Origin of the sequence: Pseudoalteromonas sp. T1lg48, assembly GCF_002964785.1 — a bacterium.
Lineage (GTDB): Bacteria > Pseudomonadota > Gammaproteobacteria > Enterobacterales > Alteromonadaceae > Pseudoalteromonas.
The window spans coordinates 365,156-390,463 of record NZ_PQCC01000004.1 but is presented as its reverse complement, the minus strand read 5'-3'; the positions used below and the strand labels follow the sequence as shown (position 1 = coordinate 390,463).

Genomic DNA, 25,308 nt, shown 5'->3' with positions numbered 1-25,308 from the left:
ACCCTTGCTGGATCCTCGTTTATGTTCACCGCCGATATCTGCCAAAAAGCCCGCTTAAGCCGTGACAAGCGCTTTGATGGCTTATTTTATGTAGCGGTGCGCAGCACGGGCATTTATTGTCGACCTATCTGTCCGGCGCCACCGGCCAAAGAGCACAATGTCGAGTATTTTGAGCATGCCCATTTAGCGGCGCAGGCCGGTTTCCGCCCGTGCTTGCGTTGTCGCCCCGATGCCAGTCCTGGCAGTTACCCCTGGCTGGGTGCTCAAACCACGGCGCTCAGGGCCAAGCGCTTAATTGACCAGGGTCATTGGTCCGCTGGAGGTGCCGAGGCATTGAGCACCCGTTTGGGGGTGTCATCCAGCTATCTTAGTCAGTTATTTAAAAAGCATTACGGTATAGCCCCGGGTCAATATGCGCTGTTTAGCCAATGTCAGTTTGCGAAACAACTCTTGCAGCAAACTCAATTGCCTATCACAGAGATAGCGTTTGCCGCCGGTTTTAATAGCGTGCGCCGTTTTAACGATGCGTTTAAGAAGTTGATGCAGCTGACCCCCAGTGCCATTCGTAACAAAACACAACCTGACGCCGGTCATATCAGCCTGTTTTTGAGTTTTCGTCCACCTTATGACTGGCAGGCCATGCAGGCATTTTTACACAAGCGTTTGGTGCCCCCCATGGAGTGGATAACTGCCACCAGTTATGGTCGCACCTTCACTTATCAGGGTGGGAAGGGTGAGTTTACCGCTCATTATCAGGCTAAAAAGCAGGGCTTTAGGGTGGAGATCAGCATGGATAACTGGCATTGCCTGCAAGGGGTGGTTGCCAATATTCGCCGGGTCTTGGATCTGGATGCCGATACGCAGGTGATCAACTCTCAGTTAGAAACTGCGGTGGGTGAGCAGTTCCAGCTTGCTTCGGGGCTACGCCTGCCGGGCATTTGGGATCCGTTCGAGGCTGGCATACGTGCGGTGCTGGGTCAGCAGGTGAGTGTCAGTGCGGCGCGCACGCTCACTTCTACCTTGGTTAAGGAGCTGGGTGAGCAGGGACGTTATTTCCCCAAGGCGGCACAAATGGCGGCAAGCGAATTGGCGTTCTTTAAGATGCCCGGGCGACGTAAACAGGCGCTGCGGGATTTAAGCACGTATATTGCTGAGCACGGCAGTGATGATCTGGACGCCTGGCTGGCGATCAAGGGCATAGGTCCGTGGACGGTCAATTATGCAAAAATGCGCGGTTGCAGCGACCCGGATATTTATCTCGGCGGCGATCTCGGCGTGCAAAAGGCGCTTGCGGGCTTCGCCGGCATAGATATCGAACGTGCGGCGCCGTTTCGCTCTTATCTTACCTTTCAACTATGGCAACAATTATGAGCTTATATCAAGAATGTATCGACACGCCCCTGGGCGAGTTGGTGATCCAGGCCACTGACACAGGCCTATGCTATGTGGGCTTTGATCTTGAGCACAAGACCGATACCAGTGCGGGTGCAACTGCCAATAGCATCACGGCGCAGGCTGCAAGCCAATTGCAGGAATACTTTCGAGGCGCGCGAGCACAGTTTGAGCTTCCCCTGGATATTAAGGGTACCGAGTTTCAGCACCAGATTTGGCAGGCCTTAGGCAGTATCGCCTATGGTCAAACCGGCAGTTATGGCGATATTGCGCGCTTGGTGGGCAACCCCAAGGCGGTGCGTGCCGTCGGTGCGGCCAATGGCCGTAATCCCATTAGCATTATTGTGCCTTGTCATCGGGTAATAGGCGCCAATGGTACCTTGACCGGGTATGCCGGTGGGCTGGAGCGCAAGCGCTGGCTGCTGGCTTTAGAGCAAACTCACTGTAGCAAGGAATAACCCCTAAAGAGTTTGCCTTGGCCTTGAACGGGGGCTTAGTGTAAGCTTGGCGCGCGAAATTTTTAGAAGAATAACCATGGCTCAACTGTATTTTTACTATTCGGCAATGAATGCCGGTAAGTCCACCACCTTATTACAATCGGCGTTTAACTATCGTGAGCGCGGCATGCGCCCCATGATCATGACCGCTGCCATCGACGATCGCGCCGGGGTAGGCAAGGTCGCCTCTCGTATCGGCTTGCAGGCCGATGCCTTTGTTTTCGATGGCACCAGTAATGTCTACGATTTGATTTCCTCGCAACATCAGGAAGAGCCCCTGCATTGCGTGCTGGTGGATGAGAGCCAGTTTTTATCCAAGGAGCAGGTGTGGCAATTGACCGAGGTGGTCGATCGGCTAAAAATTCCGGTGCTGTGTTATGGTTTACGCAGTGACTTTTTGGGTGAGCTGTTTGTTGGCTCCCAGTATTTGTTGGCCTGGGCCGATAAGCTGGTGGAGCTAAAAACCGTATGCCATTGCGGGCGCAAGGCCAATCATGTACTGCGTTATGACCACAATGGTGATGTGGTCGCCAGTGGCGACCAGGTGCAGATCGGCGGTAATGAGCGCTATGTATCCGTGTGCCGCAAGCACTATAAAGAAGCGCTCAATCAAGATTCAGTCTAAAGCTTAGCCAAGGCTTAGCCGAGGCTTAACCCAACAGTCTTTCTAGCTGCGCCCGGCGCTCGGGCGCCTCCATAAAGGTCCAGGCAATAAAGCGGCTGCTTTTTTGCCCCTGGGCCATGGCCACCACCTCGATTTGCGCGGCACCCAGTTTACGTAGCGTGCTCTTCAAGGGGCGTTCATTTTCCTTCTTCGACACCAGGCTGGTAAACCAAATCACCTGCTCGGCAAAGTGCTTGCTCTCCAAGGCCATATTGCGGATAAAGGCCAGCTCACCGCCTTGGCACCATAGCTCATTGGCGCGGCCGCCAAAGTTCAGGGCATTACTTTGCTGTCCTTTTAAATTGCGCCATTTGCGTTGCGATCCGGCCTGGGCACTTTGCTCGCTGTCATGAAACGGCGGGTTGCACAGGGTTGCCACCAGTGTGTCTTGCGCCTTGATGATGCCAGCGAAATACTGAGTCGGCTGCTTTTGCTGTATCACCTTGACTGGCAACGCATTGAGCTGAGCCAGCTGTTTTGCCAGCTTAACCGACTGCACATCTATATCGCTGGCTAAAAACTGCCAATTAAACAGCTTGTTACCTAGGATGGGGTAGATCAGTGAGGCGCCGGTGCCGACATCCATCACCCGCACCTTTGGCTGCTCTAGATTGTGCTGGGTATCTTGGCTTATCAAATCATAAAGATGGTGCAAGTAGTCGGCGCGCCCGGGCACAGGCGGGCACAAAAAGCCCTCGGGCAGATCCCAAATAGCAACATCGTAATGGTGTTTAAGCAAGGCCTGATTTAGGGTTTTAAGTGCCTTGGCATCGCTAAAGTCGATACTGGCTTGTCCGTCGGGACGCATAATCACATACGCTTTTAGGCTGGGCAAGCTGTTGCACAGGGCGTCGAAGTCGTAGCCGTTTCGATGGCGATTTTGTGGATGCAAGGGAGGGTCTCTGTTGGCTGATTATGCGCATAGTATAAGGGATTGGCCCGCTAGAATGTAGCGTGCATTTTAGCGCCGGTTTTATTTACACCTTGGTTAATAAGTGTAAATATATTGGTTATTAATTAGTTAGCAAAGTCTGAGTGGCATCTTGGAGCCAAAGCATATGGACATCACTATCACATTGGAACAACAAGACTGGTGGCGGTTTCAACGTTATGTTGAACGTGAGCTGCCCAAGCAGTATCGCACCTGGTTTGATGGTTTTTGGGGGAGCATGTTGACCTGGATGGTAATGGGGGTTGCGCTTTTGTGGGCCTTTAACCAAGTCAGCGAATTTCATTGGCCCAGTGCGCTTATTGCCTTGCTGGTGTTTGTTTTTATTTGGCTGCTGGCGATACTCAATATGCGCAAGCTGCGCCGAGCCTTGGAGCCATCGGCTACTGGCTAGTTTTGTGGAGAGCATCATTTCACTTTTGACCAGCAAGGTATCGCTTCTCACGGTCAGGGTTATCAGGGGCGCCATGCCTGGTCTATTGTCAAAAGAATCGAGAGGGTGCAAGGCATGATCCTTATTTACTTAGACAATGCCTACGCCTTTGTGTTTCCAGAGGAAAAATTATCCGACGCGGATGAGTTTTATCGTCAGGTTTGCGTCTACCAAAAGCAAGCTCCGGCAGTTTCAGCGGATGAGGAAAAGCATCATGCATAAGTGTTTGCTTGGCGTGCTGGTTATTTTTTATTTAACGGGCTGCGACCTCAGAGTGCCCGGTGCTGATGAGCAATTTGGACAACAGAACTTTGTTTCGGCGGTAGCCTTGATTGAATTACATAAGGTGCGTCATGGCCGGTATCCAACCACTTTAAACGAGCTTGAGTTTCTTGGTGATTGGGACGGTATTTGGTTAGGGGCGGTGCGCTATGAGCGATATGCTGATGGTTACAACCTCTATGTTGAGCGCGGTTGGGTCGGTACCCCGGATTTAGCCTTTTCTAGTCGTTTTAAACAAGGGCTAGGCATTCGAAAAACCAATGTAAGATGGCTTGAAGACGTGACTGTTGGCGTTGACGGGCAAGAGTAAGAATTAATACATAGAGAACTGATAAGGAATTAACATGAACGATAATAGGGAAGCGCAACGTAGCGAAATCAATAAAAAAATGCTTCAGGCTCAACTAATAGGCGCGCCTGGCTCAATTTTATTCGGCTTGGGTCTTTATGGAGTATTTGCCGTTAATGGCGATGCGTTTATTTCGTTTCTAAATGAAATAGAAAATAGCTATGCCTTACTCGGCATCGGTGGTGCGCTTATGGTGTGGCAGTTTATCACCGTGATCAAGTTGACCCTAAAGAAGGCAAAATTGGGGCTAGGGGATTAGTCTAGTTGGTTTGACATTAATGGCTGCATGTTTTTGAACTTGGGCCATTATGCCAACAGGCTGATGGAGGCGTAAGTTAGCCTTCAGTACCGTGTGCAAATACTGAAGGCTAAAAGGGAGATTAGTTACACTCGCCTTTGGCGCGATCTTTTTCGTCACACTCTTTAAGCATGTCTTCTTTTTTATCTTTAGCCTTGTCCTTAGCTTTCTTTTCCTTGTCTTTCATTTTGTGCTTTTTATCTTTTTTGTGCTCGTGGGCTTTGTCTTCAGCCATTTCGTGCTTTTCTTCAGCCATTTCTTTTTTGGCTTCGGCTTTTTCTTTAGCCATTTCACGCTTCTCTTGGGCGTGCTCTTGAGCGTTTTTGTGCTTAAGTTCAGCGTGCTCATTCATTTCTTTAACTTGTGCTTTTTGCTCTTTTACTTCTTTTTCTTTTTTATCTTGAGCACTGGCTTCAACGCTAACACCTAGAGAAACGGCTAGCATTAAGGCAACACTTAGTGGACGTAATGAGTTCATAATTTTTACTCTTGAGTTGTTAATTTCGTGTAAATCATATCACAGTAGCCTAAACCCAAACTGAACGAGAAATTCATTGGAATTTTAATAACTTGTTGACGTATATCGATACTGGTACGATGAGGTGAAAATAATAAAATGGGCCGAATTATGACCGACATTCAGCAGCAGTCGCTTTTTATTGACCTCAATGCCTCGCAGCAACTCCACCTGCGTTACATAGCAAAAGCCGATGCCTGTGGCCCATCCGTGTTTTTTATGCATGGCGCGGTAGAGAACGGCAAGATTTTCTACACCCACAGTAATAAAGGCCTCGCGCCATTTTTAGCGCGGCAGGGTTATCGTTGTTATGTGGCTGACTTGGCGGGACGAGGAGAGAGTAAACCGTCCATTGCCCGGGGGGCTGCCTATGGTCAGACCGAGGCCATCTGCGCCGAGATCCCTGCCTTTATCGATAAAATTACCGCTCACAGTGGTGAGTTTCCCCGCTTTTGGGTAGCCCATTCATGGGGCGGTGTGCTCTTTAACAGCGCCTTTGCTCGTTTTCCCGAATACGTCGAGCGGGTGAGTGCTTGCGCCTACTTTGGTTCCAAACGCTCGCTCTATAACCGTCATCTCGGTAAATTTATTAAGGGCAATTTAATCTGGTATTGGCTCGCCCCTAAATATGCGCAGAAACATGGCTATCTGCCGGCGCGCCAGCTTAAGTGGGGCAGCGATAATGAAACCATTAAGTCGCATTATCAGAGCATGCAGTGGGCCAAGATTTCGCCCTGGATCGACAGTGATGATGGCTTTGATTACGGCGCGGCGCTGCGGCACAAGGCTTTGCCACCGATTTTTCATATTGCCGGGGTCAAGGATAAGTCTCTTGCCCAGCCTATCGATATTAAGAAGTTTATGCAGGAGTCCGGAGTCGGGCTTCAGGAGTTAAAAATATATGGCCGCAGCCATGGTCATCACCATGATTATGGCCACATCGATATGCTTACTCACCCTCAGGCAGTGCGGGATCAGTTTCAGGATGTCGTGACCTGGTTTGCACGACATGGTTAAAGCAGCTTAAAAAAGCTTGTTCATAGTCTTTATAGGCGAGATTAGCGCCCTGGTACAGAGGTTGGCGCACCTGAACCCGACTTAAGGTGGTGACCGCCTCGCTGCTGTTGTGGTAATCAAGGCATTGCTCGGTGTAGACAATATCCAGCCAGGCGCATAGTTGGCGCAGCGTCTTCTCCGGGTGCTCGATTAACTGCTCATAATGCTGGGTATAAAGGCTGTCACCAATGCTCTGGCGCCAATGCTGCATCAGTCGCTCATAGCCTTCGTAATAGTCTTGCAGCTTATTCATATCGCAGAAAAAAGCTTCATTGGCGCCAAAGTAGTGGCCAAACACCGACCAGGCCATGGGATAAAAACTGCGGCGCATGTCGATAAATAAGGCATTAGGGAACAGTGCCTTGATGGCGCCGATAGCCTGAAAGTTGGCCGGCAGCTTGTTAAGAATAAACTGCTGGCCCAACTGCTGCTTGGCGACTTCGTCTGCGTACATCTGCCTGAGTTTTGCGCGCATCTCAGTATTCAACTCGGCCATGCAGGCGGGGAATGGACGCTCTGTAACTGTGCTAAGGTAGGCCATAAGTTTGCCGCTAAAAACCTGGTTTTCACCTAGGCTTGCCACCTTAGGATGTTGGCACAGCATTTGTTCTAACAGGGTCGAACCACTTCTGGGCATGCCGACGATAAACACGGGTGTGAAACTGGCCTTAATCGCATCGCGCTGGGTGGCAATAAAATCGGCGCTAAACAAGGTCTTAATCTCATCAAGGTAGGAATCAAATCCCTTTTTGCTAAAGGCTGGGCAGAGCTTGCCCTGTAACTTGTTGGCGAGGCGATAATGGGCGAAGGCTTGATTCTTATCGCCCGCCTTATGGTAGCTTTTACCTAAGGTATAGTGGGCGACCACCTTGGCATGCTTATTTTGTGTGCCCCTGAGTAAGGTGTGCAGGTGGGCGATTCGCTCGTTGCCTAACGCCTCGGGGTCAAGGTGTGCCAGTTCATAATAAAGGTAAAGCGTGACGTCGTGATCCGGGCAGGCCAAACCACGCATAAGCGTCTGTTTTGCCTGTTCCATAAACCCATACACCAACTGATGCTGGGCCAAGCGATAAAAGGCTTCGCCATTATGCGGCGCGATCTTGCAGCAATAATCCAGGATGGCGTAGGCATCTTGTTGTTTTTTAAGGGCATCAAAGGCATCGGCAAGGGCAAAGAGTGGCTCCAATACCTTGGGCAAACGCTGACAGGCTTTTTGTAGCAGGTACACCGCCTGTGGATATTTCTCCAAACGCATGGCGATGCGGCCCAAGCCGAACCAGGCTTCACCCTGATTGGGGTTGGCTTCTAACAGCGACTTAAAATGAAACTCAGCTTGTTTTAATTTGTTTTCGCCAAGCAGTCTGTTGGCATGCGCGAGTACATTCATATTGTTTGTTTGCTGGTACGAGTAAATTCAACATAACGCTCGGCGGTTACGAGCGCAAGCATAAAAAAGCGGGCTGACGCCCGCAGTGGATAGTTAGGTTAAGGCTCGAGCCTTAGAAGCTATAAGACGCCTTCAGATAGTAGTAGCCGCCATTAAACCCATAGGGTGAAGTCTCATAAAACTTACCGCCCCATTGGTTATTTGGAATACCGGTCTTATCTTCAAAGTCGAGTGGCTCGCCTTCTTCATCAAAGATGTTTTGTGCACCCAGAGACAGGTCGATGTTATCGTTAACATGGTAGGTCAACTCCATGTCGAAGGTCACTGTGGCATCGGCCATTTTTACCGTGTCTTCAAAGTCTACGTGCACACCCTGGTATTCACCATAATAGTTGGCGCGCACAAAACCTGAGATGGATTCCCATTGCTGTGCCCAGGTGGCAGTCGCGCGATGGTTCGGCAGATCGTCTTCAAGACGGCTCACCTTGAAGCCACCGGTGATTTCACTAAAGCGCGTGACTTCGGTTTCATTCCAGTTGTAGGCAAGGCTAAAGGTAGAGGAGCCATTCAGTAGGTCGGTGCTGTAGTTGGCGACGATATCAACACCCTTGGTGGTGGTATCGAAGTCATTGGTAAAGAAGCTGACCTGCGCCAACTGTTCAACATTGGGTACGCCTGCTTCCCTTAGCCTTTGTCTGTCGTCATCGTCCAACTCGATTTTATCCGACTGACTGATGCGGTCTTCAACATCTATGTTGTAGTAATCCACCGTCAGGAAGAAATCACCGTCCTGATACACCGCACCCAGGGTGTAGCTGTCGGACTCTTCCGGTTGCAGCTCTTCACCACCAAGCAATACGGCGATGGGGTTGGTCGGCGGCAGCAGGGCCGAGTCGACCAACACACCGCTGCTCAGGTTGGTCTGTACGTTACTAACATTGGCCTGGCCCACCGTGGGCGCCCTAAAGCCAGTGCTCAGTGAGCCGCGCAATGCCAACACATCGTTGATGGTGTAGTGGGCGGTGACCTTGTAGTTGGTGGTTGAGCCAAAGGTGTCGTAGTCTTCAAAACGCACCGCCCAGCCCATGAGTAGATCCTCGGTGAATAGGGTTTCTACATCCACGTAAGCGGCGTAGTTTCGGCGGGTAAACTCGCCGGCTTGTGATGGTTTAAAGCCAGGGAAGCCGTTCGAGCCGATACTAAAGCCTTGATCGAAGAGCGGGCCAACCTCAAAGGACTGCTCGTCGCCGGAGATCACCGTAAAGGTTTCCTCGCGCCATTCCAGGCCGCCGGCCAGGTTGGCATCGTCATACAGGCCCCAGTCAAAGGCTTTGCTGAGATCAAAGTTAAAGGTTTTCTCTAATTGCTCGTATTTACCAGGAGAGAAATCGCGCGGCGTATCCGGGCCCAGCGAGGCGTTAATGGAGTCATAGAGGAAGTAGCGTGAGGCATTGTAGCCCACCGAGGCGCTGGCATCGTAGAACCAGCCTTGTAACCAGCCATCGGTAAATTCACCTTTCACCCCTGCGGTTAGCGAGGTATCAACGACATTACCGCCAAAGTTAGGGGTGAAACCGCCGGGCAGCAACTCGTTAAAGGCGAAACAATCCGGGTTATTGGCAACGCGGTTAATGTATTCCGGGTTATCGAGCACATTTTCATCAATTTGTATGTCGGTAGGGCAGTTGCCGCTCATATCACTGGTTAAATCACCAACGAGTAGCGTCTGACCTTCATCCGGGGAGTAAACGTTGGGGCGGGTGTGCGGGTTACGGTAGTAGAAACCGCCGCGAACGTCACGCTCGGAATAGTTACCGAACAGATAGAATTCATCGTCCTTGCTCAGTTGCAGGCCGATATTACCAAACACAGTGATGTCGTCATCGATCTCCGGCGAGCCCCAAATCTGTGCCGGATCGGCGACATCGGGCACGCCTGCGGCCGCGAGTTTTTCTGCATCGTAATGTTGGACGCTGCGGCTGGTGGCGTCGGCATTTTTATACTGGAAGCTAAAGTTAGCAAAACCATCATCGGTAAATGGCAGGCCGATATTACCGGCAAGCTGTGTGCTATCACCATCGCCTTCGTAATATTGACCATGACGCAGCTCCAAGGTGCCGCCTTCGCTGGCGTCTTTGAGCACAAAGTTCATCACCCCGGCGATGGCATCTGAGCCGTATTGCGCCGCGGCACCATCACGTAGCACTTCTACCTGCTTTAGGGCGATGCTGGGAATGACCGAGATATCCGGGCCTTGGGCGCCATCATTGATACCACCACCTAAAAAGGCAATGACCGAGGCGCGGTGGCGACGTTTACCATTTAACAGCACCAAGGTGCTGTCCGAAGGCAGGCCTCGAAGGTTAGCCGGGCGCACCAAGGTTGCGGCGTCGCTGATCGGGTTACCATGCACGTTGAAAGACGGCACGCTGCCTTTTAGGACCTCCAGCATATCCGAGTTACCGGTTTTACCCAGCTCCTCGCCGCCGATGATATCCACGGGAACCGGTGAACTACCGATGGAGCGGGGTGCCGAGCGCGAACCCACTACTGCGATTTTTTCAATATTCTTGGTGTCTTCTGCTTTGGTATCGTCTTCGGCCAGTGCCGCAGTGCTGTGCAGAGCCGCTAAAGCGGATGTAGACAACAAGGCGCAGCGCACCGCCGCTTGTAACTTTTTGTACTTTAACTTCATGTGTCATCCCCCAGTCATATACAGATTTCTGTTGCATATAGTTATTGTGTACAAGTTATGTATACAGATTGTTAACATTAAATTCAACCAGGGGTTACAAAAGACTTGGGTGTGAGATGTTTTTATCCAAGGTAGGTGCAGATGTCGGTCCTCGGTTACAGGAGCTAGAGAAACGCGCAGAAGTATGTGACAATGCACAATCAGATCCCTAATTAAAGACAGTATGCGAATCTATCGTTCGTTTCATCGTGCCCCACTGCGGGTGCTTATGATTTCGCGGCGCCGACAAAAGCTGAAATTGCGCCGCGCCATGGTCACGCTAAAATGGGCGCTTGCCCAAGAGCGGCAAGAAACAAGGGAAATGCTCGATATTTATAAGCGCTACACCAAGGGACAGGCGTCTAAACAAGACTTACAGGTAGCCAATAAACAATTTGTCGATATTCTTAAAGGCCTCGGCCTAGGGGTGTTTGCCGTGCTGCCGTTTGCACCTATCACCATTCCTCTGGTGGTCAAAATTGCGCACATGGTTGGCGTCGATATCCTGCCGAGCTCCTTTAGCCACCCCAAACCGCCAAAGACCAAAGCGGACAACAAGCCTAAAGACGATTAACCGCGGCCAAGGCTGGGTTAGCGGCAGGCAAACTCGGCAAGTGGTAAATACACCAGTCCCTGGTCGTCACGGGTCGAGTGATACAGGGTGAAATGGTCAATCTCTAGTTGCAGTGGTGTTATCGGGCTATCGACCGTCGGTGGCTTTTTAAGATTGCGTGCCAAAGTGACATGGGGGCGATAACGCGCGTGCTGGTCGACAATTTGCTGTTGCCGGGCAAGGGTTTTGAGCTCACCGGCCAAGTTTAGCAAGCCCGGGGCGGGAGCGCTTGGGCGCAGGTGGAAAATGCCGTTGTGCGGCCAATAGTCATATTCGTCCAGGGTGGTAGAAAAATGCGGCACTACCAATTTGCGGGCGCCATCGATCAATTGCTGCGCTTGGGTGTGTTCAACCTGACCGAGAAACATCAAGGTTAAATGCCAATTACGACGTTGAGTTGGCGCCTTGCTTAAGGAAACATGGCGGCTTAACCAATGATTGATATGCTGCTTATCCTCGGCGCTCAGCCCCAAGGCAAAAAACAGCCGACGTGCTTGCTCGCTAGGTCCCATGGCTCGGCTATATCATTTACTTTTTTAACTTGATATCCTGCTTATTATCAGTAATAAAAAGTGAGTCCGCAATGAATTTACTCATCAATAAACCTCGTCTCGATACCGCCTTAATCCCGCTTTTCGTTTTTGACCAACAAGGCTGCGATGCTTGGTGTGCAGAGCAAGATGACTTTACCCGTACCTGGGTGGCCCGCTCACTGCAACAGCAACCCGGTCTTTGTGTCCTGCCAAACCCTGAAAATGGTGAGCCGCAAAGTGCTATTCTGGTGGCCGCCGATGTCGCCGATATGTGGGCTGCCGGCGATATTATTGGCAAATTACCCAAGGGTGATTATCAACTACAAAATACAGCGAACGAGCGTGATATTGCCCTGGGTTTTGTACTTGGTGGTTATCAATTTAGCGGTTATAAACAAATTCAGCAGCCGCAGGCGCGCTTGTTGATCGGCAACTCAGCCTTATACGATGATTTAGTGGCGTTAGTCGAGTCAACGCAACTGGTGCGCGATTTGGTCAACACGCCAGCCGCAGACATGATGCCGCAGCATCTTAGTGAAGTAATGAGCGATCTGGCACAACGTTTTGGCGGTGAATTCAGTCAGTGGATAGGCGATGAGCTGCTAGAGCAAAACTATCCCACCATTCACCTCGTTGGCCGTGCCAGTGAAAATAAGCCGCGATTACTCGATTTACGTTGGGGCAAGAAGGATGCGCCTAAGATTACCTTAGTCGGTAAGGGCGTGTGTTTCGACTCGGGTGGTTTGGACTTAAAACCTGCCGCCGGTATGCGCTTAATGAAAAAAGACATGGGCGGCGCCGCCCATGTTATTGGTCTGGCGAACCTGATCATGGCCATGAACCTTAATATTCAGCTGCGCGTGTTAGTTCCTGCGGTGGAAAACGCCGTCTCACGCAATGCGTTTCGCCCGGGCGATGTGGTAAAAACCCGCAAGGGCCTGACCGTGGAAATCGATAATACCGATGCCGAAGGTCGTTTAGTGTTATGTGACGCTTTGGATGAGGCACAACAGGATGATCCGGATATGATCATCGACTTTGCTACCCTGACCGGTGCCATGCGTATTGCCTTGGGGACCGAACTGCCAGGCTTCTTTAGTAACGATGACGCTGTAGCCGAGGCCTTGACTCAAGCCGGTGAGCAAAGCCAAGACCCGGTGTGGCGCATGCCCTTGTTCGCTCAGTACAAAAATCTGATGAAAAGCGATGTGGCAGACTTAACCAACTGTGCACCGGGCCCATTCGGTGGTGCCATAACTGCGGCATTATATCTGCAGGAGTTTATCGACGCCAAAACCCCTTGGGTGCACTTTGATGTGATGGCCTGGAACGTGCGTGCGCTGCCCGGCCGTCCGGTTGGCGGTGAAGCCTTTGGCATTCGCGCCGTGTACGCCATGCTCGCAGAAAAATACGGGCGCTAGGGTTTAATCACCCGCAAGCACCTTACTTACGAGCCGCTAATGCGGCTCGTCTTTTACTCACTTTCGGACTCGTCCTCAGGCTCATTGAGCCAAGCCCTTGCCTCATCACCATCGGAAAAATACTTTACCTCGCCGCTGGTAAACCAATTGGCGATGCGCGCCGCATAATCTTGCCATTGGTGGCGACCATAAAAGGCGATACGGCGAAATTGATGTCTGTGGGCAATGCCAAGTTTAAAGTCATCCCACAGGGCGTGGGCGGTAAATCCTTCCAATTCGCTGGCGTCGATAAACACATCGACGATGCGCTCATCCAATCCCTGTAGGGCGTCATCAAACATCGGGGTGATCACTTCATAGTCGTGATGATCTAATTTGCCGATCACTACCAGGGAAAAGTAAAAGCGCGATTTGGTGCGCTCTATACCTATGTGTAAACCATGACGTTCCATTGTTTGACCCTCATTGCGTGTTTAGGTGTTTAGTTAACATAGCAAAGGGTGGTGAGAACGCCGATGATGTAGCGCAAATAAATGTGCAAAAAACAGTCAAGGCCGCAATGGCGACCTTGAAGTGAGGCGGGGAGTTAGCTTTGTTGCTGGCAGGCGGCAACGGCGTCGGCGATAAGCTCCAATCCGGTTTGCGTACAAGGCGCTAACGCGGCATCACTCTCGCGTACCGGCGTGACTCTTTGACCCCACTTTATGTAACTGGCCGCCCAGGTTAACCCGGCGCCAAAGGCCGCCGACATAATGTTGGCACCCGGCTTTATCATGCCGCGCTCTACCGCTTCACACAGGGCGATGGCAATGGTGGCCGCCGAGGTGTTGCCATATTCATCGATATTAACCATCACCTTTTCATCATCGACTTTAAGGCGCTGTTGAATGGCCTGGATAATGCGCAGGTTAGCCTGATGCGGTACCAGTACATCAATGTCATCCAGGCTCAGTTGCGCCTGATTCAGCACGTCATCGCAGGCGCCACTCATGCCTTTGACCGCACGCTTGAAAATTTCCGGACCGACAAAGTGCAGTTCTGAACCGCCAATGGCTTCGTACTTATTGATGTTCGAGCCAAAGTTGTCGATGTGCAGGATGCTGCGATCCGAGCTGTCGCAGCCGGATTTACTGGCCAATAAACCAAGCGGTTGCTCGCTTGCTTCAAGCACCACGGCACCGGCGCCATCACCAAAGAGCACGGCGCTATCACGGCGGGCCCAGTTGATATACCAGCTCATTCGCTCGGCGGCGACAACCACGGCGCGTCTGATCATCCCGGCCTGAATTTGTGCGGTGGCCATTTGCAGAGCATACAAAAAGCCCGAACATGCGGCGTTACTGTCGCAGGCCGCGGCACCGGTAGCACCAAGACGTTGCTGTACCTCAGACGCGGTGTTCGCCACAACCGTACTCGGGGTACAGGTGGCGACTAACACCAGGTCCAGCTCTGTGGCATCCAGACCGGCACAGTCTAGGGCACGTTGCGCCGCTACGGTGGCCATTTCGGCGGTGCTTACGTGGCTCACATGGCGCGCTTTAATACCGGTGCGCGAGCTGATCCATTCATCGGAGGTATCGACGACGGTGGCAATATCCTGATTGCTGATTCGAGCCGGTGGGACACACTTTCCCCAGCCGGTGATCTCTGCATAATGCATATAAAATCCTAGTAGTTGCTGCATTGGCGACAGCTTTTCTCAGCTGGCCCGATGTCTTTGCTATGTAGCTGCTTTATATCAAACTGAACCTGTTTGGTCGAGTTCTAGTCGCGTCTGTGGTGAAAGTAGTTTTGTTAATTTGCGATGTGAGTCACTGACACTGAAATAAAAACCGGTGACGAAATAGATGTGTCAGCCTTCTGCGAGCGCCTAAGGTATTGAATATGGAGTACGAAGTTGGCAAATTGGCGCCCGGCTACTACGCTGATCTAATCGCGTTAGATAAATCGCCGCTGAACGATATCGGCCAGTTATCGGCAGTTTGGTTTGTTATGCAGCAAGGAAAAGTCATTCACCACCATGAACAAGATAAAAGCGCAGTTATTTGAGCACCTGATCGAGCTTGAACGCTCCTTGATGCGTGAAGATGTGCGCGCCGATGCGGCACGCCTTAATGCCCTCATTGACGATGACTTTATTGAGGTGTCCTCCGACGGGCGGCGCTTTACTAAGGTCAATGTGCTTGAGCGTTTGCCAAAAGAGCAGTCTAAGAGCCGCAAGCCGCTTTTTCATAATCAGGAATTTGTCGGGCGCATGCTGAGCGACACCGTAGTGCAGCTTTATTATCGCAGTGCCTTGCGGCGCATTAAAGGTGGCCAGTGGCACTTTTCCGTGCGCATGTCATTGTGGCGCCAAGATGACCAACAAAATTGGCAGGTGGTGTATCACCAAAGTACGCCCTGTGAAGCCTTTGCTTTGGAGCAGCCTTAGTGTTCAAAAACGACGGGGTGATTTATTCTTAATACTATCATTACCTTGAGTTTTTATTCTTACCCAATGGCCATGATGGTTACTGTTGGTTCTTAAACTAACATACAATTTTCACCAGGTAAGTTATTAAACCTCTGTTTCGTTATGGGGGCGCGATAGTATGCGGTGGTCGCCATCAAAGCCCCAATTTTGCCGCTATGCAAATCGCAGGCTACGCTTAAGCTAATAGTGGCCGGTGGGCTTGATTATGAATTTTGCAGAGTTTAACTTTTTAGCGGTGCTCTTAGCCGCCGTAGCAACCTTTATTCTGGGCGGCTTGTGGTATTCGCCATTGATGTTTAAATCAGCCTGGCTTGATGGCTGTGGCCTAACCGATGTGGACTTGGCACAAGCTTCCATGGGCAAGGTCTTTACCTTAGCGTTTATCCTCTCCTTAGTGGCGGCCTTTGTGTTTGCCTTGTTTTTAGGCCCAAAACCTGGTCTGGGCTTTGCCGTCGGCGCCGGATTTGCGGCCGGTTTATGCTGGGTGGCGACCTCCTTCGGTATCAGCTATTTGTTCGAACAAAGGCCACTCAAGTTGTTTTTGGTCAACGGTGGCTATCATACCGTGCAATTTACCCTTATCGGTTTGATCTTGGGGCTCTGGCATTAGCCTAAAGGTTCTTAGTTGCGGCTAAGCACCCTGAGGGTTTTAACTTATTGCGTAACGGGTTAGAGTTAATGCTCAACACCCACTCAACGTAGCCCAGACAGCTGCCCAAGCATTAAAAAAATAATAAAAAGGACGAAAATGGATATTCACCGCGGCGCCCAATCCACCCAGGCGAGTCCAGAGATCCTGGTTTGCGAGTCGGGAGAGGTGCATTTTGGCCACTTCGATGGCCCGGTTAAATGCTTAGGCCTTGAACATTTTCACTACACCAATGCGATGGATAGGCCCGCAGGGCGATTAGCGCGGCATTTTGGTTTTAAGCAGTTTCAGTTTGTCTCCGTGGTCACGCCCAATTTTTTAATTGGTATGGCCATTGCTGATATTCGCTATGCCGCTTCCGGCTTCTGTTACCTCTATGATATTGCTGCCAATAAGCTGGTGGAAACCAGCTGGCTTAAGCCCCTGGCATTGGGTTGCCTCATGGCGCCTTCGCCGTGGGACGGATGCTCCCGGTTGGGCGGCGCACAGGGGCAGATCAGCATGGAAATCAATGCCGGGGTCTGGCAATTGCGTATCGCCACCAAGGAAATCACCGCCGATCTAACTCTGATACCACCAACCGCCGGTCTGCCCATGGCCATGTGCAACCCCACAGGTTACAGCGGTTGGACCTATACTCAGAAACACAATGCCATGAGAGTAGGTGGCTCGCTTGTGATTAACCAAGAATCTCAAGCCCTTGATAAGGCACTTGCGGGCTATGATTTTTCCGCCGGTTTTATGCGCCGGGAAACCAGTTGGCGCTGGGCCAGTATCAACGGTCGTATTGGCGGCTCATTATTTGGCCTAAATCTCGCTGCTGGGGTCAATGAAACCGGTTACAACGAGAATGTATTCTGGATAAATGGACAGCGCCACTTGCTCGGTCCTGTGCATTTTGATTTTACCCGTGAGGCGACCAATCAAGACTGGCGAATAAGTTCATTTGACGGGAGGGTTTCCTTGACTTTTCGCCCGCTAAACAAGCGCCAGGAGCGACTTGACCTGTGGCTGTTGAAAAGTAACTTTCGCCAGTATATTGGCTATTTCGATGGCCAGATTGAAGATACCAAGGGCCGAGTGCATCGCTTTGAGAAGGTCCTTGGCTTAACGGAAGATCACTTCGCCTTATGGTAAAACGAGGCTCATCCTCTTAGTCTTTTGCGAGCCAATAGCCCACTTCGCCCTTAAAATGCTAAAGTAGAACCAAACAGTGGGGGGAGTATGGCCAAGCCGAATAAAAAAGGGCCAGTTCGTACGGTGGATATTTTTTGTAGCAAATGCCGTACGCAACTATATAAGTATCGAAAGGGCGGAAAGGGCGCGCTGGTGAAGTGTTTTCTTGAGCGTATCAGCGAGGATTATACTCGCGAAGTAGCCACCTGCCCCAATTGTCAGCAGGTATTTGCGCGACAAACCCTGATCCGGGGAACTCCGGCGTTAAAAATGATCGGCCAAAAGGTGTATATGAAATAAGCCCGGACTTGTGCATGCGGGGCGGGCATTTGTCCTTAGGTGCCAGGGGCCGGCTTGGTAGGCTGAAGGGGTCTATTTTGTGGAGCTGGGTAATGGACCTATTATTTGATGTTATTGGCATGAGCGGCACCTTTTTGGTGGTGGGCGCCTTTTTCTTACTGCAGTTAGAGAAGTTACCGGCCTCGGGCCTGGGTTATAACCTGATGAACTTAAGCGGTGCCATCTTGCTTCTAGTTAGCCTGTGTTACAACTTCAACCTAGCCAGTTTTGTTATCGAAATATTCTGGATAGCGGCCTCGCTTATCGGTATTTACAAGCATGTTATGGCTCGTCGCGAGCTAAAGTCGGCACCTGCTTCCTAACGCCTCAAGGTGGGGCTTCTGGATGCACCGCGCCGTCAGCCACAAATACAAAAAAAGCGGGCTTATCAGCCCGCTGAGTTTTGGCGCATCAGAGTGAAAATTAGCGAGGGAGATTTTTGCTTACTTTTTTGTTTTTATTCATAACGCCGCTGTAATAACCATGCAAAGCATCATTGAGCTGTTTTTCACAGCGTTTCAATTGTTCGCCTTGGCTGATCACCTGCATGCTGAGTTTAACTTTTTCTTCACGCATGCTGTTGATGTCGTGCGTTTGCCCTTGCAAACGTCGCTGCAGCTCTTCTACCTGTTGTGTTGATGATTTAAGCAGTTCATGCAGTTCCTTGTTGCGCTCCTGAAGATCGCGACAATGATGTTTCATTACATGCTTACTGGTATTCGCTTCTTCTAACTGTTGCTCTAGTTCTGCCAATTCCACCTGGACATCGCGTTTGGCTTGGATCTGTACCTGTTGCATCTGCTCAGCCATTTTGTCCATGTGTGCCAGGGCTTTTTTATTCAGCTCATCCGCCTGATTTATTTGGGCCAACAGTGGTGCTTGCGCTTCCTTCAATTGCTTTATTTGTCTTTCTTTTTCTTGCAACAATTGCTTATACAGGTGCACCTGCTCGTGAACCGAAGGCTCGCCGGAAGATTTGTTAATATGAGTGACGTTGGGCTGCATAGCCGCCTCCATGGGAGGATGTAAGTCAGAGTGCGCCATGATCTATCCTTGTTTACGTTAGAATTTGAATTGGTTAAATTTTAACAGGGATATTGAGCGCAACTTATTGATCTAAATCAGCTTGGTGAGGCTATATGCGGCACAGTTGCGACGAACTTTGATCTAGCGCAAGGGCTGCACCATAAATTTTCACACAGCGCCCTGCGTAGGGCGGTGGATTTTACTTAACCAGAATGCAGGTGACATTATCGCCTGCACCGCGGGTCAGTGCCGAGTGCATTAATGCCTGACCGGCAGCGTTAATATTATTGCTTGAAAGTGACACCTCTATTTCAAAGTCGGATACCTTTTCCGTTAAGCCGTCGCTACACAATAAAAAGATATCGCCGGCCTGCCAGTAGCCTCGCACCACTTCCACCTGAACGTCGGCCTTAACGCCTATGGCCCTCACCACCTCGTGCTGTAAAGGGTGGCTGGCGGCTTGCGCTGAGGTGATCACACCGGCATCAAGCAGCACGTTGACGCGGCTATGATCCCGGGTTTGTTGTTCCAGTCGGCCGTTTCTAAACAGATAACCCCGACTATCGCCAACCCAAATAAAATAGTACTCAGCGCCGTCCAGCACCAAAGCGACGGCCGTTGAGCCCATTGTTTTTCCCTGCATACGCTGTTGGGAGTGGCTAAAAAGTTGGGTATTGGCGTCTTCAAAGGCGCCGCGCAGGGTACGGTAGAGAGGAGAATGGTGAGTGTGGTTGGCCAGGTGCTGTTTAACGACCTCGATCACCTGCGCGCTGGCGTAATCGCCCCGACTGTGGGCGCCCATGCCATCGGCAACGGCCCAGACCTGCTGTTCGGGAAGAGCCAAGAAGGCGTCTTCATTTTTGCTGCGGATAACGCCGCGATGGCTTTGTGCAAAGCTAGTAAAGTGCATGCGTATGTCCACAAGGACGGCGATCTTTTAAGTGGCTCCGACCAACAGCGGACACGCGCCAAAGTAAGTAAACCATGGTGACCATAAATCTTGTCTATTCCCTTAGTCAGCGCCCATCTTTGTTAGCTAGTATTTCACACCTTGCCCTTACATTAATCCTTGTGAGCTCAACAGCAGATGAAGGGTCAATGGACTAGGGGCGAGCATCTGGCCGGGCCCGTTGTCGCAACAACGAAGCCCAGTGACAGCCTAGAGGCGTCGGCCTTCACCGGCGTAACGTCCGGCAAGTATTTTTTCATACATATCGTCGGCTATCTTTTTCGCTCGTTTGATAGCATCCGGTTGTAATTTGCGTTCGTCGAGCTTGCGGCTGGTGCTGGCATCTGGATTACCGTTGTATTCGGCGATGGTATTCCATATATATGACTTTTCAATGCTTTTTGGTACGCCAAGGCCTTCGTAATACATCAAGGCAAGGTTAAACTGGGCCAGGGTGTAATTTTGTGCCGCGGCTTTTTGATACCAGTCTACCGCCGTGGGGTAGTCTTTAAGCACACCTTCACCATTGGTATACATAACGCCTAAGTTGTATTGGGCGGCGGCCACGCCCTTATCGGCGGCACCGGTAAATAGTTGCACCGCGCGTTGCAGATCCACTTTAACGCCACGCCCTTCCTGATACATAACGGCTAATGAAAACATTGCGTCGGCGTAGTCTTTATCTACGGCTTGTTGGTAGAGCTGAGCGGCTTTGTGTTGATTCTTGGCGACGCCATGGCCATTTTCATAAAGCTGGGCCAGCTCATAAATTCCTGGTGCAAAACCCTTGTCGGCAAGATATTGAAATTCGCTGATGGCGGTTTCGAAATCACCTACATTGGCGGCAGCAATTCCTTCTTCTAAACCAGCTTGGGCAGGAGGGGTGAGCACGAGTGCGGTGCACAGACTGACAGTGTATAGGGTATATCGCAACATAGTGTGTCTCCGGGGATGGCTGCTATCTATCTGATTCTAGCTTGTTTATTGATTATTATCCAAAGTCTATCGAGAAATAAACACACGGATTCTGAAGTTTTTTAGTTATATCTAATACCTAGGCGAGTTCTAAAGCGATGACGCAAAACCTGCCTTAGACACAAGCCTTTAATTCTGACCCTGTTCCATGCTACAACAGACTAAATTCTGCACACAGGAGAGAGGCATGAGCGACCAATACAGTGCACTGCGTAGCAATGTCAGTTTATTAGGACAAATATTGGGACACACCATAGAACAGGCCTTAGGTGCGCCAGCACTTGAAAAAGTTGAAGCCATTCGTCAACTGGCTAAGAGTTCACGAGCCGGTGATGAGCAAGCTCGGGAGCAACTGCTTGACGAGTTGCACCGCCTCAGCGACGATGAACTCTTATTGGTGGTACGCGCATTTAACCAGTTTTTAAACCTGGCCAATGTGGCCGAGCAGTACCATACGGTTTCACGTCATGCCGATACCGGCTTTTGTCAGCTCGACCCCCTAAAGCAAACTCTTAAACGTCTTACACAGAGCAATATTAGCAGCGAGCAAATAGCGCAAACGCTGGCCAAACTCGATATTAACCTGGTATTGACCGCGCATCCGACCGAGGTGACTCGACGCACGTTAATAAACAAGCATGTGCAATTAAGCGATTGCCTTGACAAGCTTGAGCTCGACAACCTCTTGCCGACGGAACGCACTCAGTTACTTGCGCGTATGCGCCAGCTTATCGCTCAGGCCTGGCATACGGATGAGATCAGGCACAGCCGGCCAACGCCGCTGGACGAAGCCAAGTGGGGCTTTGCTGTCATAGAAAACAGCCTGTGGCAGGCGGTGCCCGAGTATGTGCGTGAGCTCGATACCTTGTTGCAACAGGAGTTAAAGATGGGGCTGGCGCCGAGCGCACGTCCGGTGCGTTTTACCTCCTGGATGGGAGGCGACAGGGACGGTAATCCTTTTGTTACCGCAGAGATAACCCAAAGCGTGCTCGAACATGGTCGTTGGATGGCGCTGGACTTGTATATTCGCGATATCAATCAGCTGATCAGTGAGCTCTCCATGCACCAGGCCAGTGAAGAGCTGATGGCGCTCAGTGGTCCTACACATGAGCCTTACCGTCAGGTTCTTAAAGCGCTGCGCACGGACTTGCAACTGACCCATAAATACCTGGAAGCAAAAATTACCGGCCAGCCGTCACGGGGTGAAAACCGTATTACCGATATAAAGCAAATCATTAATGTACTGCAGCTATGTCATCGCTCCTTAAGCAGCAATAATATGGCGGTGATCGCCGATGGTCTGCTGCAAGACACCCTGGTACGATGTCGCTGTTTCGGTTTGCAATTGAGCCAGCTTGATATTCGCCAGGACAGTGACAAGCATGCCCAGGTGTTGGCGGAGATCAGCCAGTATCTGGAGCTGGGTGATTATTGCGCCTGGGATGAACCGACTAAGCTGGCCTTTTTAGCCAAGGAGCTGGCCAATCCGCGGCCTTTATTGCCACGACACTGGCAGCCTTCGGAGCAAACCCGGGAGGTGCTCGACACCTTTAAGGTGATCGCCGATAACCACGCCGATAACTTTGGCATTTATATTATTTCCATGGCCCGTCAGGCCTCGGACGTGCTGGCGGTGAAGCTGCTGTTAAAAGAAGCGGGCTGTACATTTAATATGCCGGTGGCACCTTTGTTTGAAACCTTGGATGACCTTAATCGTGCCCCCGAGGTGATGCGTACCCTCTATGATAACGACGTCTATCGCGCCGTGATGGGCGATCAGCAATACGTGATGATAGGTTATTCCGACTCGGCTAAAGACGCGGGCATGATGGCCGCCGGCTGGGCGCAGTATAGCGCCATGGAATCCCTGGTGGCTTTGAGTGACGACTACGGCCTTGAGCTGGTACTCTTTCATGGCCGTGGTGGTACAGTGGGGCGCGGTGGCGCGCCGGCGGCACAGGCACTGCGTTCACAACCGCCGGGGAGCTTGAAAAATGGTCTGCGGGTGACCGAGCAGGGAGAGATGATCCGCTTTAAGTTTGGCCTGGCCAGTGTCGCCAAGCAAAGCCTGCACCTGTATGTGGGTGCCGTGCTCGAAGGCAACCTAATGCCGCCGCCACAACCTGAGCCGCAGTGGCGTGAGGCCATGGCGGTAATTAGCGATGTATCCTGTCAGCATTATCGCGATATAGTGCGCGGCAATCAGGATTTTGTACCTTATTTCCGCAGTGCCACTCCAGAGCAGGAGTTAGGTAAACTCCCCCTTGGCTCACGGCCCTCGAAAAGGAATCCGGACGGCGGCGTGGAAAGCTTAAGGGCGATCCCCTGGATATTCGCTTGGTCGCAAAACCGCTTAATGCTGCCCGCTTGGTTGGGTGCCTATCAGGGCCTAGCGGCGGCCATAGAGCAGTTTGGGGAGCAACATCTTGCCCATATGAGTCAGCAATGGCCCTTCTTTCGTACCCGCTTAGAAATGCTGGAGATGGTATTTTGCAAAGCTGATAGCTGGCTCAGTGCCTATTATGATCAGCGCCTGGTGGCGCCGCAGCTGCAACCCCTGGGTGAGCAACTGCGCACCGAGCTGACCAAGGCTACGGCTCTTATCAAGGAGCTGAGTCCTGAGCATACTCTGTTGGGTCATCAACCCTGGATCCGCGAGTCCATCGCCCTGCGTAACCCCTATACGGATCCCCTGAATGTGCTTCAGGTCGAGTTATTGAAACGGGTGCGTGCCGGCGGCTCGCAGGCTTTGGACAATGCCTTGATGATCACTATGGCCGGCATCGCCGCGGGGATGCGTAATACCGGCTAAGGCAGGGTGAGTGGCGCTATTGCGGGCCGGTTGCCGCGTTAGCGCCGCTAGGGTACTATCGGCCTAAATTCCTCATCTCAAGGACAGCCTGTGTCCCCAACCCTAATATTTGAAAGCATCAAGCAGCAGCGCGGAATGATTAGTGCGCAGCAATTTCAAAATCTCGCTCATTTGTTAGGGAATAACCGCAAAGACACCGCGCAATGGTTGCTGACGCAATTACAGGCGTGGGCGGTGGCGCCGATTTCGCGGTTTCAGGTGGCGGCGCTGGTACATGCTCGCAACCAACAAGGCGAGGACTTCTATGCCGCCGGTGTCAACGTCGAGTTGACTCATTGCGGGCTTGAGAGCGCCGTACATGCGGAGCAAACCGCGCTACATAACGCCTGGCTCAATGGGGCCACCGAGATACGGCGCCTGTATGTAAGTGCCACGCCTTGCGGATATTGTCGTCAGTTTATCAATGAGTTTTGTGCCGACACCGGGGTGGAAATCAGCATAGGCGAGGTCGATGCGACACTTGGCGAATTATTGCCTTTGGCGTTTGGCCTCAGTGATTTAGCCGTGAGTGAGCGTATTTTGGACGCCAAGGGAAAGAGTCACTTGGGCTTTGCCATAGACTTTGCCACGGGCGTTGCCACAGGCGTAGACGAAGACGGTAATATTGAGCAACTAGCTCAACATGTGCAGCATAGCTATGCGCCCTATAGTGGGGGACGGGCGGCGCTGATGCTGAGCATGGGCGAGCAGCATTTTTTTGGCCGTTATATTGAAAATGCCGCCTTTAATCCCAGTTTTCACCCCTTGTTGGCGGCCTTAAGTCAGGTGGCGCTTAAGGGGCAAGGGATCGATTTTAACGCCATCAATGCGGTGACCCTGCACGAAATTGACAGCCTAAAATCTCACCGGGACAGTACCGAGGTCATGGTGCGACGCTTAGCGCCGCAGGCCAGATTTCAGTATCACTGCGCCAATAATAACGCAGCCGCGGCCAATACCTGAGTAATGGCGCGCTGTTCAATGGCGGAAATATCCACCGCCGGGATCTCCTGATCACAGCGGTTCACAAGTACCCCGGCAATACATCCGGCGCGTAATCCTAACGCACTGCACATGGTTAACAGGGTGGCCGATTCCATTTCATAATTCATCACCTTGAGCGCCTGCCACTGTGCCATGCTGCCTTGCAGATGCTGGGGGACATAGCCGCTGTGGGTGTCGTAGCGCTCTTGGCCCGGGTAAAAGGTGTCACTGGAGGCGGTAATACCTATATGGTGTGCTTCCTTGTTCTGCTCACAGGCAGCAACCAGCGCCGCGGTGGCTTTAAAGTCGGCCACGGCCGGATAGCTGGCTGGGGCAAAATGGTGCGAGGCACCATCGAGGCGAACCGAGGCATGGGTGATAAGCAGTTCGCCCACCTTGATATGGGGCTGGATGGCACCCGTGGTGCCGACGCGCAAGAAGGTGTCGACACCGAGCTGTGCCAGCTCTTCAACGGCAATGGAAGTCGAAGGGCCGCCAATCCCGGTGGAACACACCACCACACTTTGACCGTTTAACTCACCTAGATAGACATGGAACTCACGGTGTTGGGCCAGGCATCGATGGTTATCCAGTTGCTGCGCTATCACCGCGGCGCGCTCCGGGGCGCCGGGGATAATAGCCAAGGTGGCGCCGTTTAGTTGGGCTTTTGAAATGCCGAGGTGAAACATTGTTTTCATATTAACTCTCTGATCCCTATGCGTGTTAAGCGAGCGAGTGGACATATGCTGGCGTGCCCGGCT

Annotated in this window: 28 protein-coding genes and 1 pseudogene; 18 read left to right on the top strand and 11 right to left on the bottom strand. The window is 51.5% G+C overall.

Annotation, left to right across the window (positions count from 1 at the left end; translation table 11 throughout):
• The first annotated feature begins 21 nt into the window (after nucleotides 1–21).
• The 3 genes from C2M29_RS07210 to C2M29_RS07200 all read left to right on the top strand — a co-directional run bounded on the left by C2M29_RS07210 (nucleotide 22) and on the right by C2M29_RS07200 (nucleotide 2,514).
• Nucleotides 22–1,371: a DNA-3-methyladenine glycosylase 2 family protein gene (locus tag C2M29_RS07210; protein ID WP_105189111.1), complete on the top strand. Its 1,350-nt coding sequence runs from the start codon at nucleotides 22–24 to the stop codon at nucleotides 1,369–1,371.
• Complete coding sequence (locus C2M29_RS07205) at nucleotides 1,368–1,850, top strand: methylated-DNA--[protein]-cysteine S-methyltransferase (RefSeq protein ID WP_105189110.1); 483 nt, start codon at nucleotides 1,368–1,370, stop codon at nucleotides 1,848–1,850. Before C2M29_RS07210 ends, C2M29_RS07205 begins: the two co-directional genes overlap by 4 nt.
• A gap of 76 nt (nucleotides 1,851–1,926) precedes the next feature.
• The gene (locus C2M29_RS07200; RefSeq protein ID WP_105189109.1) at nucleotides 1,927–2,514 is read left to right on the top strand and encodes a thymidine kinase; all 588 of its coding nucleotides are present in this window, start codon (nucleotides 1,927–1,929) and stop codon (nucleotides 2,512–2,514) included.
• A gap of 25 nt (nucleotides 2,515–2,539) precedes the next feature.
• Here C2M29_RS07200 and rlmF read toward each other — a convergent pair whose 3' ends face one another.
• On the bottom strand, nucleotides 2,540–3,445 hold the full coding sequence (rlmF, locus tag C2M29_RS07195; protein WP_105189108.1) for a 23S rRNA (adenine(1618)-N(6))-methyltransferase RlmF: 906 nt from the start codon (nucleotides 3,443–3,445) through the stop codon (nucleotides 2,540–2,542).
• A gap of 166 nt (nucleotides 3,446–3,611) precedes the next feature.
• On the opposite strand from rlmF, the gene C2M29_RS07190 reads away from it, so the two are divergent.
• The 4 genes and pseudogenes from C2M29_RS07190 (at nucleotide 3,612) to C2M29_RS07180 (ending at nucleotide 4,825) form a co-directional block, all read left to right on the top strand.
• Entirely contained in the window at nucleotides 3,612–3,896 is a 285-nt protein-coding gene (locus C2M29_RS07190) for a hypothetical protein (protein WP_105189107.1), read from the top strand.
• 36 nt (nucleotides 3,897–3,932) lie between these two features.
• Nucleotides 3,933–4,157 (top strand): annotated as a pseudogene (locus C2M29_RS16570) (YcxB family protein); the annotation flags it as partial.
• Nucleotides 4,150–4,527 (top strand): hypothetical protein, encoded by a 378-nt coding sequence (locus C2M29_RS07185; protein ID WP_105189106.1) that lies wholly within the window; start codon nucleotides 4,150–4,152, stop codon nucleotides 4,525–4,527. The pseudogene C2M29_RS16570 and the gene C2M29_RS07185, both read left to right, overlap by 8 nt.
• A 34-nt stretch (nucleotides 4,528–4,561) precedes the next feature.
• The gene (locus tag C2M29_RS07180) at nucleotides 4,562–4,825 is read left to right on the top strand and encodes a hypothetical protein (protein WP_105189105.1); all 264 of its coding nucleotides are present in this window, start codon (nucleotides 4,562–4,564) and stop codon (nucleotides 4,823–4,825) included.
• A 121-nt stretch (nucleotides 4,826–4,946) separates the two neighbouring features.
• On the opposite strand, the gene C2M29_RS07175 is transcribed toward C2M29_RS07180, so the two are convergent.
• On the bottom strand, nucleotides 4,947–5,342 hold the full coding sequence (locus C2M29_RS07175; protein ID WP_105189104.1) for a hypothetical protein: 396 nt from the start codon (nucleotides 5,340–5,342) through the stop codon (nucleotides 4,947–4,949).
• A 150-nt stretch (nucleotides 5,343–5,492) separates the two neighbouring features.
• On the opposite strand from C2M29_RS07175, the gene C2M29_RS07170 reads away from it, so the two are divergent.
• Nucleotides 5,493–6,398, top strand: a complete 906-nt coding sequence (locus tag C2M29_RS07170) for an alpha/beta fold hydrolase (RefSeq protein WP_105189103.1) — start codon at nucleotides 5,493–5,495, stop codon at nucleotides 6,396–6,398.
• Here C2M29_RS07170 and C2M29_RS07165 read toward each other — a convergent pair.
• Together C2M29_RS07165 and C2M29_RS07160 are read right to left on the bottom strand one after the other, a co-directional pair.
• Nucleotides 6,331–7,824: a tetratricopeptide repeat-containing sulfotransferase family protein gene (locus C2M29_RS07165; protein ID WP_105189102.1), complete on the bottom strand. Its 1,494-nt coding sequence runs from the start codon at nucleotides 7,822–7,824 to the stop codon at nucleotides 6,331–6,333. The two genes, C2M29_RS07170 and C2M29_RS07165, sit on opposite strands and share 68 nt — an antisense overlap.
• A 112-nt stretch (nucleotides 7,825–7,936) precedes the next feature.
• Complete coding sequence (locus C2M29_RS07160) at nucleotides 7,937–10,519, bottom strand: TonB-dependent receptor plug domain-containing protein (RefSeq protein ID WP_105189101.1); 2,583 nt, start codon at nucleotides 10,517–10,519, stop codon at nucleotides 7,937–7,939.
• 223 nt (nucleotides 10,520–10,742) lie between these two features.
• On the opposite strand from C2M29_RS07160, the gene C2M29_RS07155 reads away from it, so the two are divergent.
• Nucleotides 10,743–11,132, top strand: coding sequence for a hypothetical protein (locus tag C2M29_RS07155; RefSeq protein WP_105189100.1), 390 nt, complete (start codon nucleotides 10,743–10,745; stop codon nucleotides 11,130–11,132).
• A 17-nt stretch (nucleotides 11,133–11,149) separates the two neighbouring features.
• On the opposite strand, the gene thpR is transcribed toward C2M29_RS07155, so the two are convergent.
• Complete coding sequence (gene thpR / locus C2M29_RS07150; RefSeq protein ID WP_105189099.1) at nucleotides 11,150–11,683, bottom strand: RNA 2',3'-cyclic phosphodiesterase; 534 nt, start codon at nucleotides 11,681–11,683, stop codon at nucleotides 11,150–11,152.
• Nucleotides 11,684–11,754: 71 nt separating this feature from the next.
• Here thpR and C2M29_RS07145 point away from each other — a divergent pair, with 71 nt between their 5' ends.
• On the top strand, nucleotides 11,755–13,125 hold the full coding sequence (locus C2M29_RS07145; RefSeq protein WP_105189098.1) for a leucyl aminopeptidase family protein: 1,371 nt from the start codon (nucleotides 11,755–11,757) through the stop codon (nucleotides 13,123–13,125).
• A gap of 53 nt (nucleotides 13,126–13,178) precedes the next feature.
• Here the strand turns inward: C2M29_RS07145 and C2M29_RS07140 are convergent, their stop codons facing one another.
• Both C2M29_RS07140 and C2M29_RS07135 read right to left on the bottom strand, forming a co-directional pair.
• Nucleotides 13,179–13,577 carry an STAS/SEC14 domain-containing protein gene (locus C2M29_RS07140; protein ID WP_105189097.1) on the bottom strand — a complete coding sequence of 133 codons (399 nt, stop codon included), beginning with the start codon at nucleotides 13,575–13,577 and terminating at the stop codon, nucleotides 13,179–13,181.
• 134 nt (nucleotides 13,578–13,711) lie between these two features.
• The gene (locus C2M29_RS07135) at nucleotides 13,712–14,785 is read right to left on the bottom strand and encodes a ketoacyl-ACP synthase III (RefSeq protein ID WP_105189332.1); all 1,074 of its coding nucleotides are present in this window, start codon (nucleotides 14,783–14,785) and stop codon (nucleotides 13,712–13,714) included.
• 218 nt (nucleotides 14,786–15,003) lie between these two features.
• Between C2M29_RS07135 and C2M29_RS16565 the strand changes: the two genes are divergently transcribed.
• The 6 genes from C2M29_RS16565 to C2M29_RS07110 all read left to right on the top strand — a co-directional run bounded on the left by C2M29_RS16565 (nucleotide 15,004) and on the right by C2M29_RS07110 (nucleotide 18,085).
• Nucleotides 15,004–15,174 carry an amidohydrolase family protein gene (locus C2M29_RS16565; protein WP_267894150.1) on the top strand — a complete coding sequence of 57 codons (171 nt, stop codon included), beginning with the start codon at nucleotides 15,004–15,006 and terminating at the stop codon, nucleotides 15,172–15,174.
• On the top strand, nucleotides 15,146–15,556 hold the full coding sequence (locus C2M29_RS07130) for a nuclear transport factor 2 family protein (protein WP_105189096.1): 411 nt from the start codon (nucleotides 15,146–15,148) through the stop codon (nucleotides 15,554–15,556). Before C2M29_RS16565 ends, C2M29_RS07130 begins: the two co-directional genes overlap by 29 nt.
• A gap of 247 nt (nucleotides 15,557–15,803) precedes the next feature.
• Complete coding sequence (locus C2M29_RS07125; protein WP_105189095.1) at nucleotides 15,804–16,208, top strand: DUF1761 domain-containing protein; 405 nt, start codon at nucleotides 15,804–15,806, stop codon at nucleotides 16,206–16,208.
• Nucleotides 16,209–16,346: 138 nt separating this feature from the next.
• Nucleotides 16,347–17,384, top strand: coding sequence for a DUF2804 domain-containing protein (locus tag C2M29_RS07120; protein WP_105189094.1), 1,038 nt, complete (start codon nucleotides 16,347–16,349; stop codon nucleotides 17,382–17,384).
• Nucleotides 17,385–17,471: 87 nt separating this feature from the next.
• Entirely contained in the window at nucleotides 17,472–17,723 is a 252-nt protein-coding gene (locus C2M29_RS07115; protein WP_105189093.1) for a hypothetical protein, read from the top strand.
• A gap of 92 nt (nucleotides 17,724–17,815) precedes the next feature.
• The gene (locus tag C2M29_RS07110) at nucleotides 17,816–18,085 is read left to right on the top strand and encodes a CBU_0592 family membrane protein (protein ID WP_105189092.1); all 270 of its coding nucleotides are present in this window, start codon (nucleotides 17,816–17,818) and stop codon (nucleotides 18,083–18,085) included.
• Between the two features lie 100 nt (nucleotides 18,086–18,185).
• Here C2M29_RS07110 and C2M29_RS07105 read toward each other — a convergent pair whose 3' ends face one another.
• From C2M29_RS07105 to C2M29_RS07095, 3 genes are all read right to left on the bottom strand, one after another.
• Entirely contained in the window at nucleotides 18,186–18,806 is a 621-nt protein-coding gene (locus C2M29_RS07105; protein WP_158684663.1) for a hypothetical protein, read from the bottom strand.
• Between the two features lie 181 nt (nucleotides 18,807–18,987).
• Complete coding sequence (locus C2M29_RS07100; RefSeq protein WP_105189090.1) at nucleotides 18,988–19,698, bottom strand: PP2C family protein-serine/threonine phosphatase; 711 nt, start codon at nucleotides 19,696–19,698, stop codon at nucleotides 18,988–18,990.
• A gap of 249 nt (nucleotides 19,699–19,947) precedes the next feature.
• Nucleotides 19,948–20,673 (bottom strand): tetratricopeptide repeat protein, encoded by a 726-nt coding sequence (locus C2M29_RS07095; RefSeq protein ID WP_105189089.1) that lies wholly within the window; start codon nucleotides 20,671–20,673, stop codon nucleotides 19,948–19,950.
• A 226-nt stretch (nucleotides 20,674–20,899) separates the two neighbouring features.
• On the opposite strand from C2M29_RS07095, the gene ppc reads away from it, so the two are divergent.
• Together ppc and cdd are read left to right on the top strand one after the other, a co-directional pair.
• Complete coding sequence (ppc, locus tag C2M29_RS07090) at nucleotides 20,900–23,524, top strand: phosphoenolpyruvate carboxylase (protein WP_105189088.1); 2,625 nt, start codon at nucleotides 20,900–20,902, stop codon at nucleotides 23,522–23,524.
• A gap of 90 nt (nucleotides 23,525–23,614) precedes the next feature.
• A complete protein-coding gene (gene cdd, locus C2M29_RS07085; RefSeq protein ID WP_105189087.1) occupies nucleotides 23,615–24,526 on the top strand; it encodes a cytidine deaminase in 912 nt (303 codons plus the stop codon).
• Here cdd and udp read toward each other — a convergent pair.
• Nucleotides 24,487–25,245: a uridine phosphorylase gene (gene udp, locus C2M29_RS07080; RefSeq protein ID WP_105189086.1), complete on the bottom strand. Its 759-nt coding sequence runs from the start codon at nucleotides 25,243–25,245 to the stop codon at nucleotides 24,487–24,489. The two genes, cdd and udp, sit on opposite strands and share 40 nt — an antisense overlap.
• Between the last annotated feature and the right edge of the window lie 63 nt (nucleotides 25,246–25,308).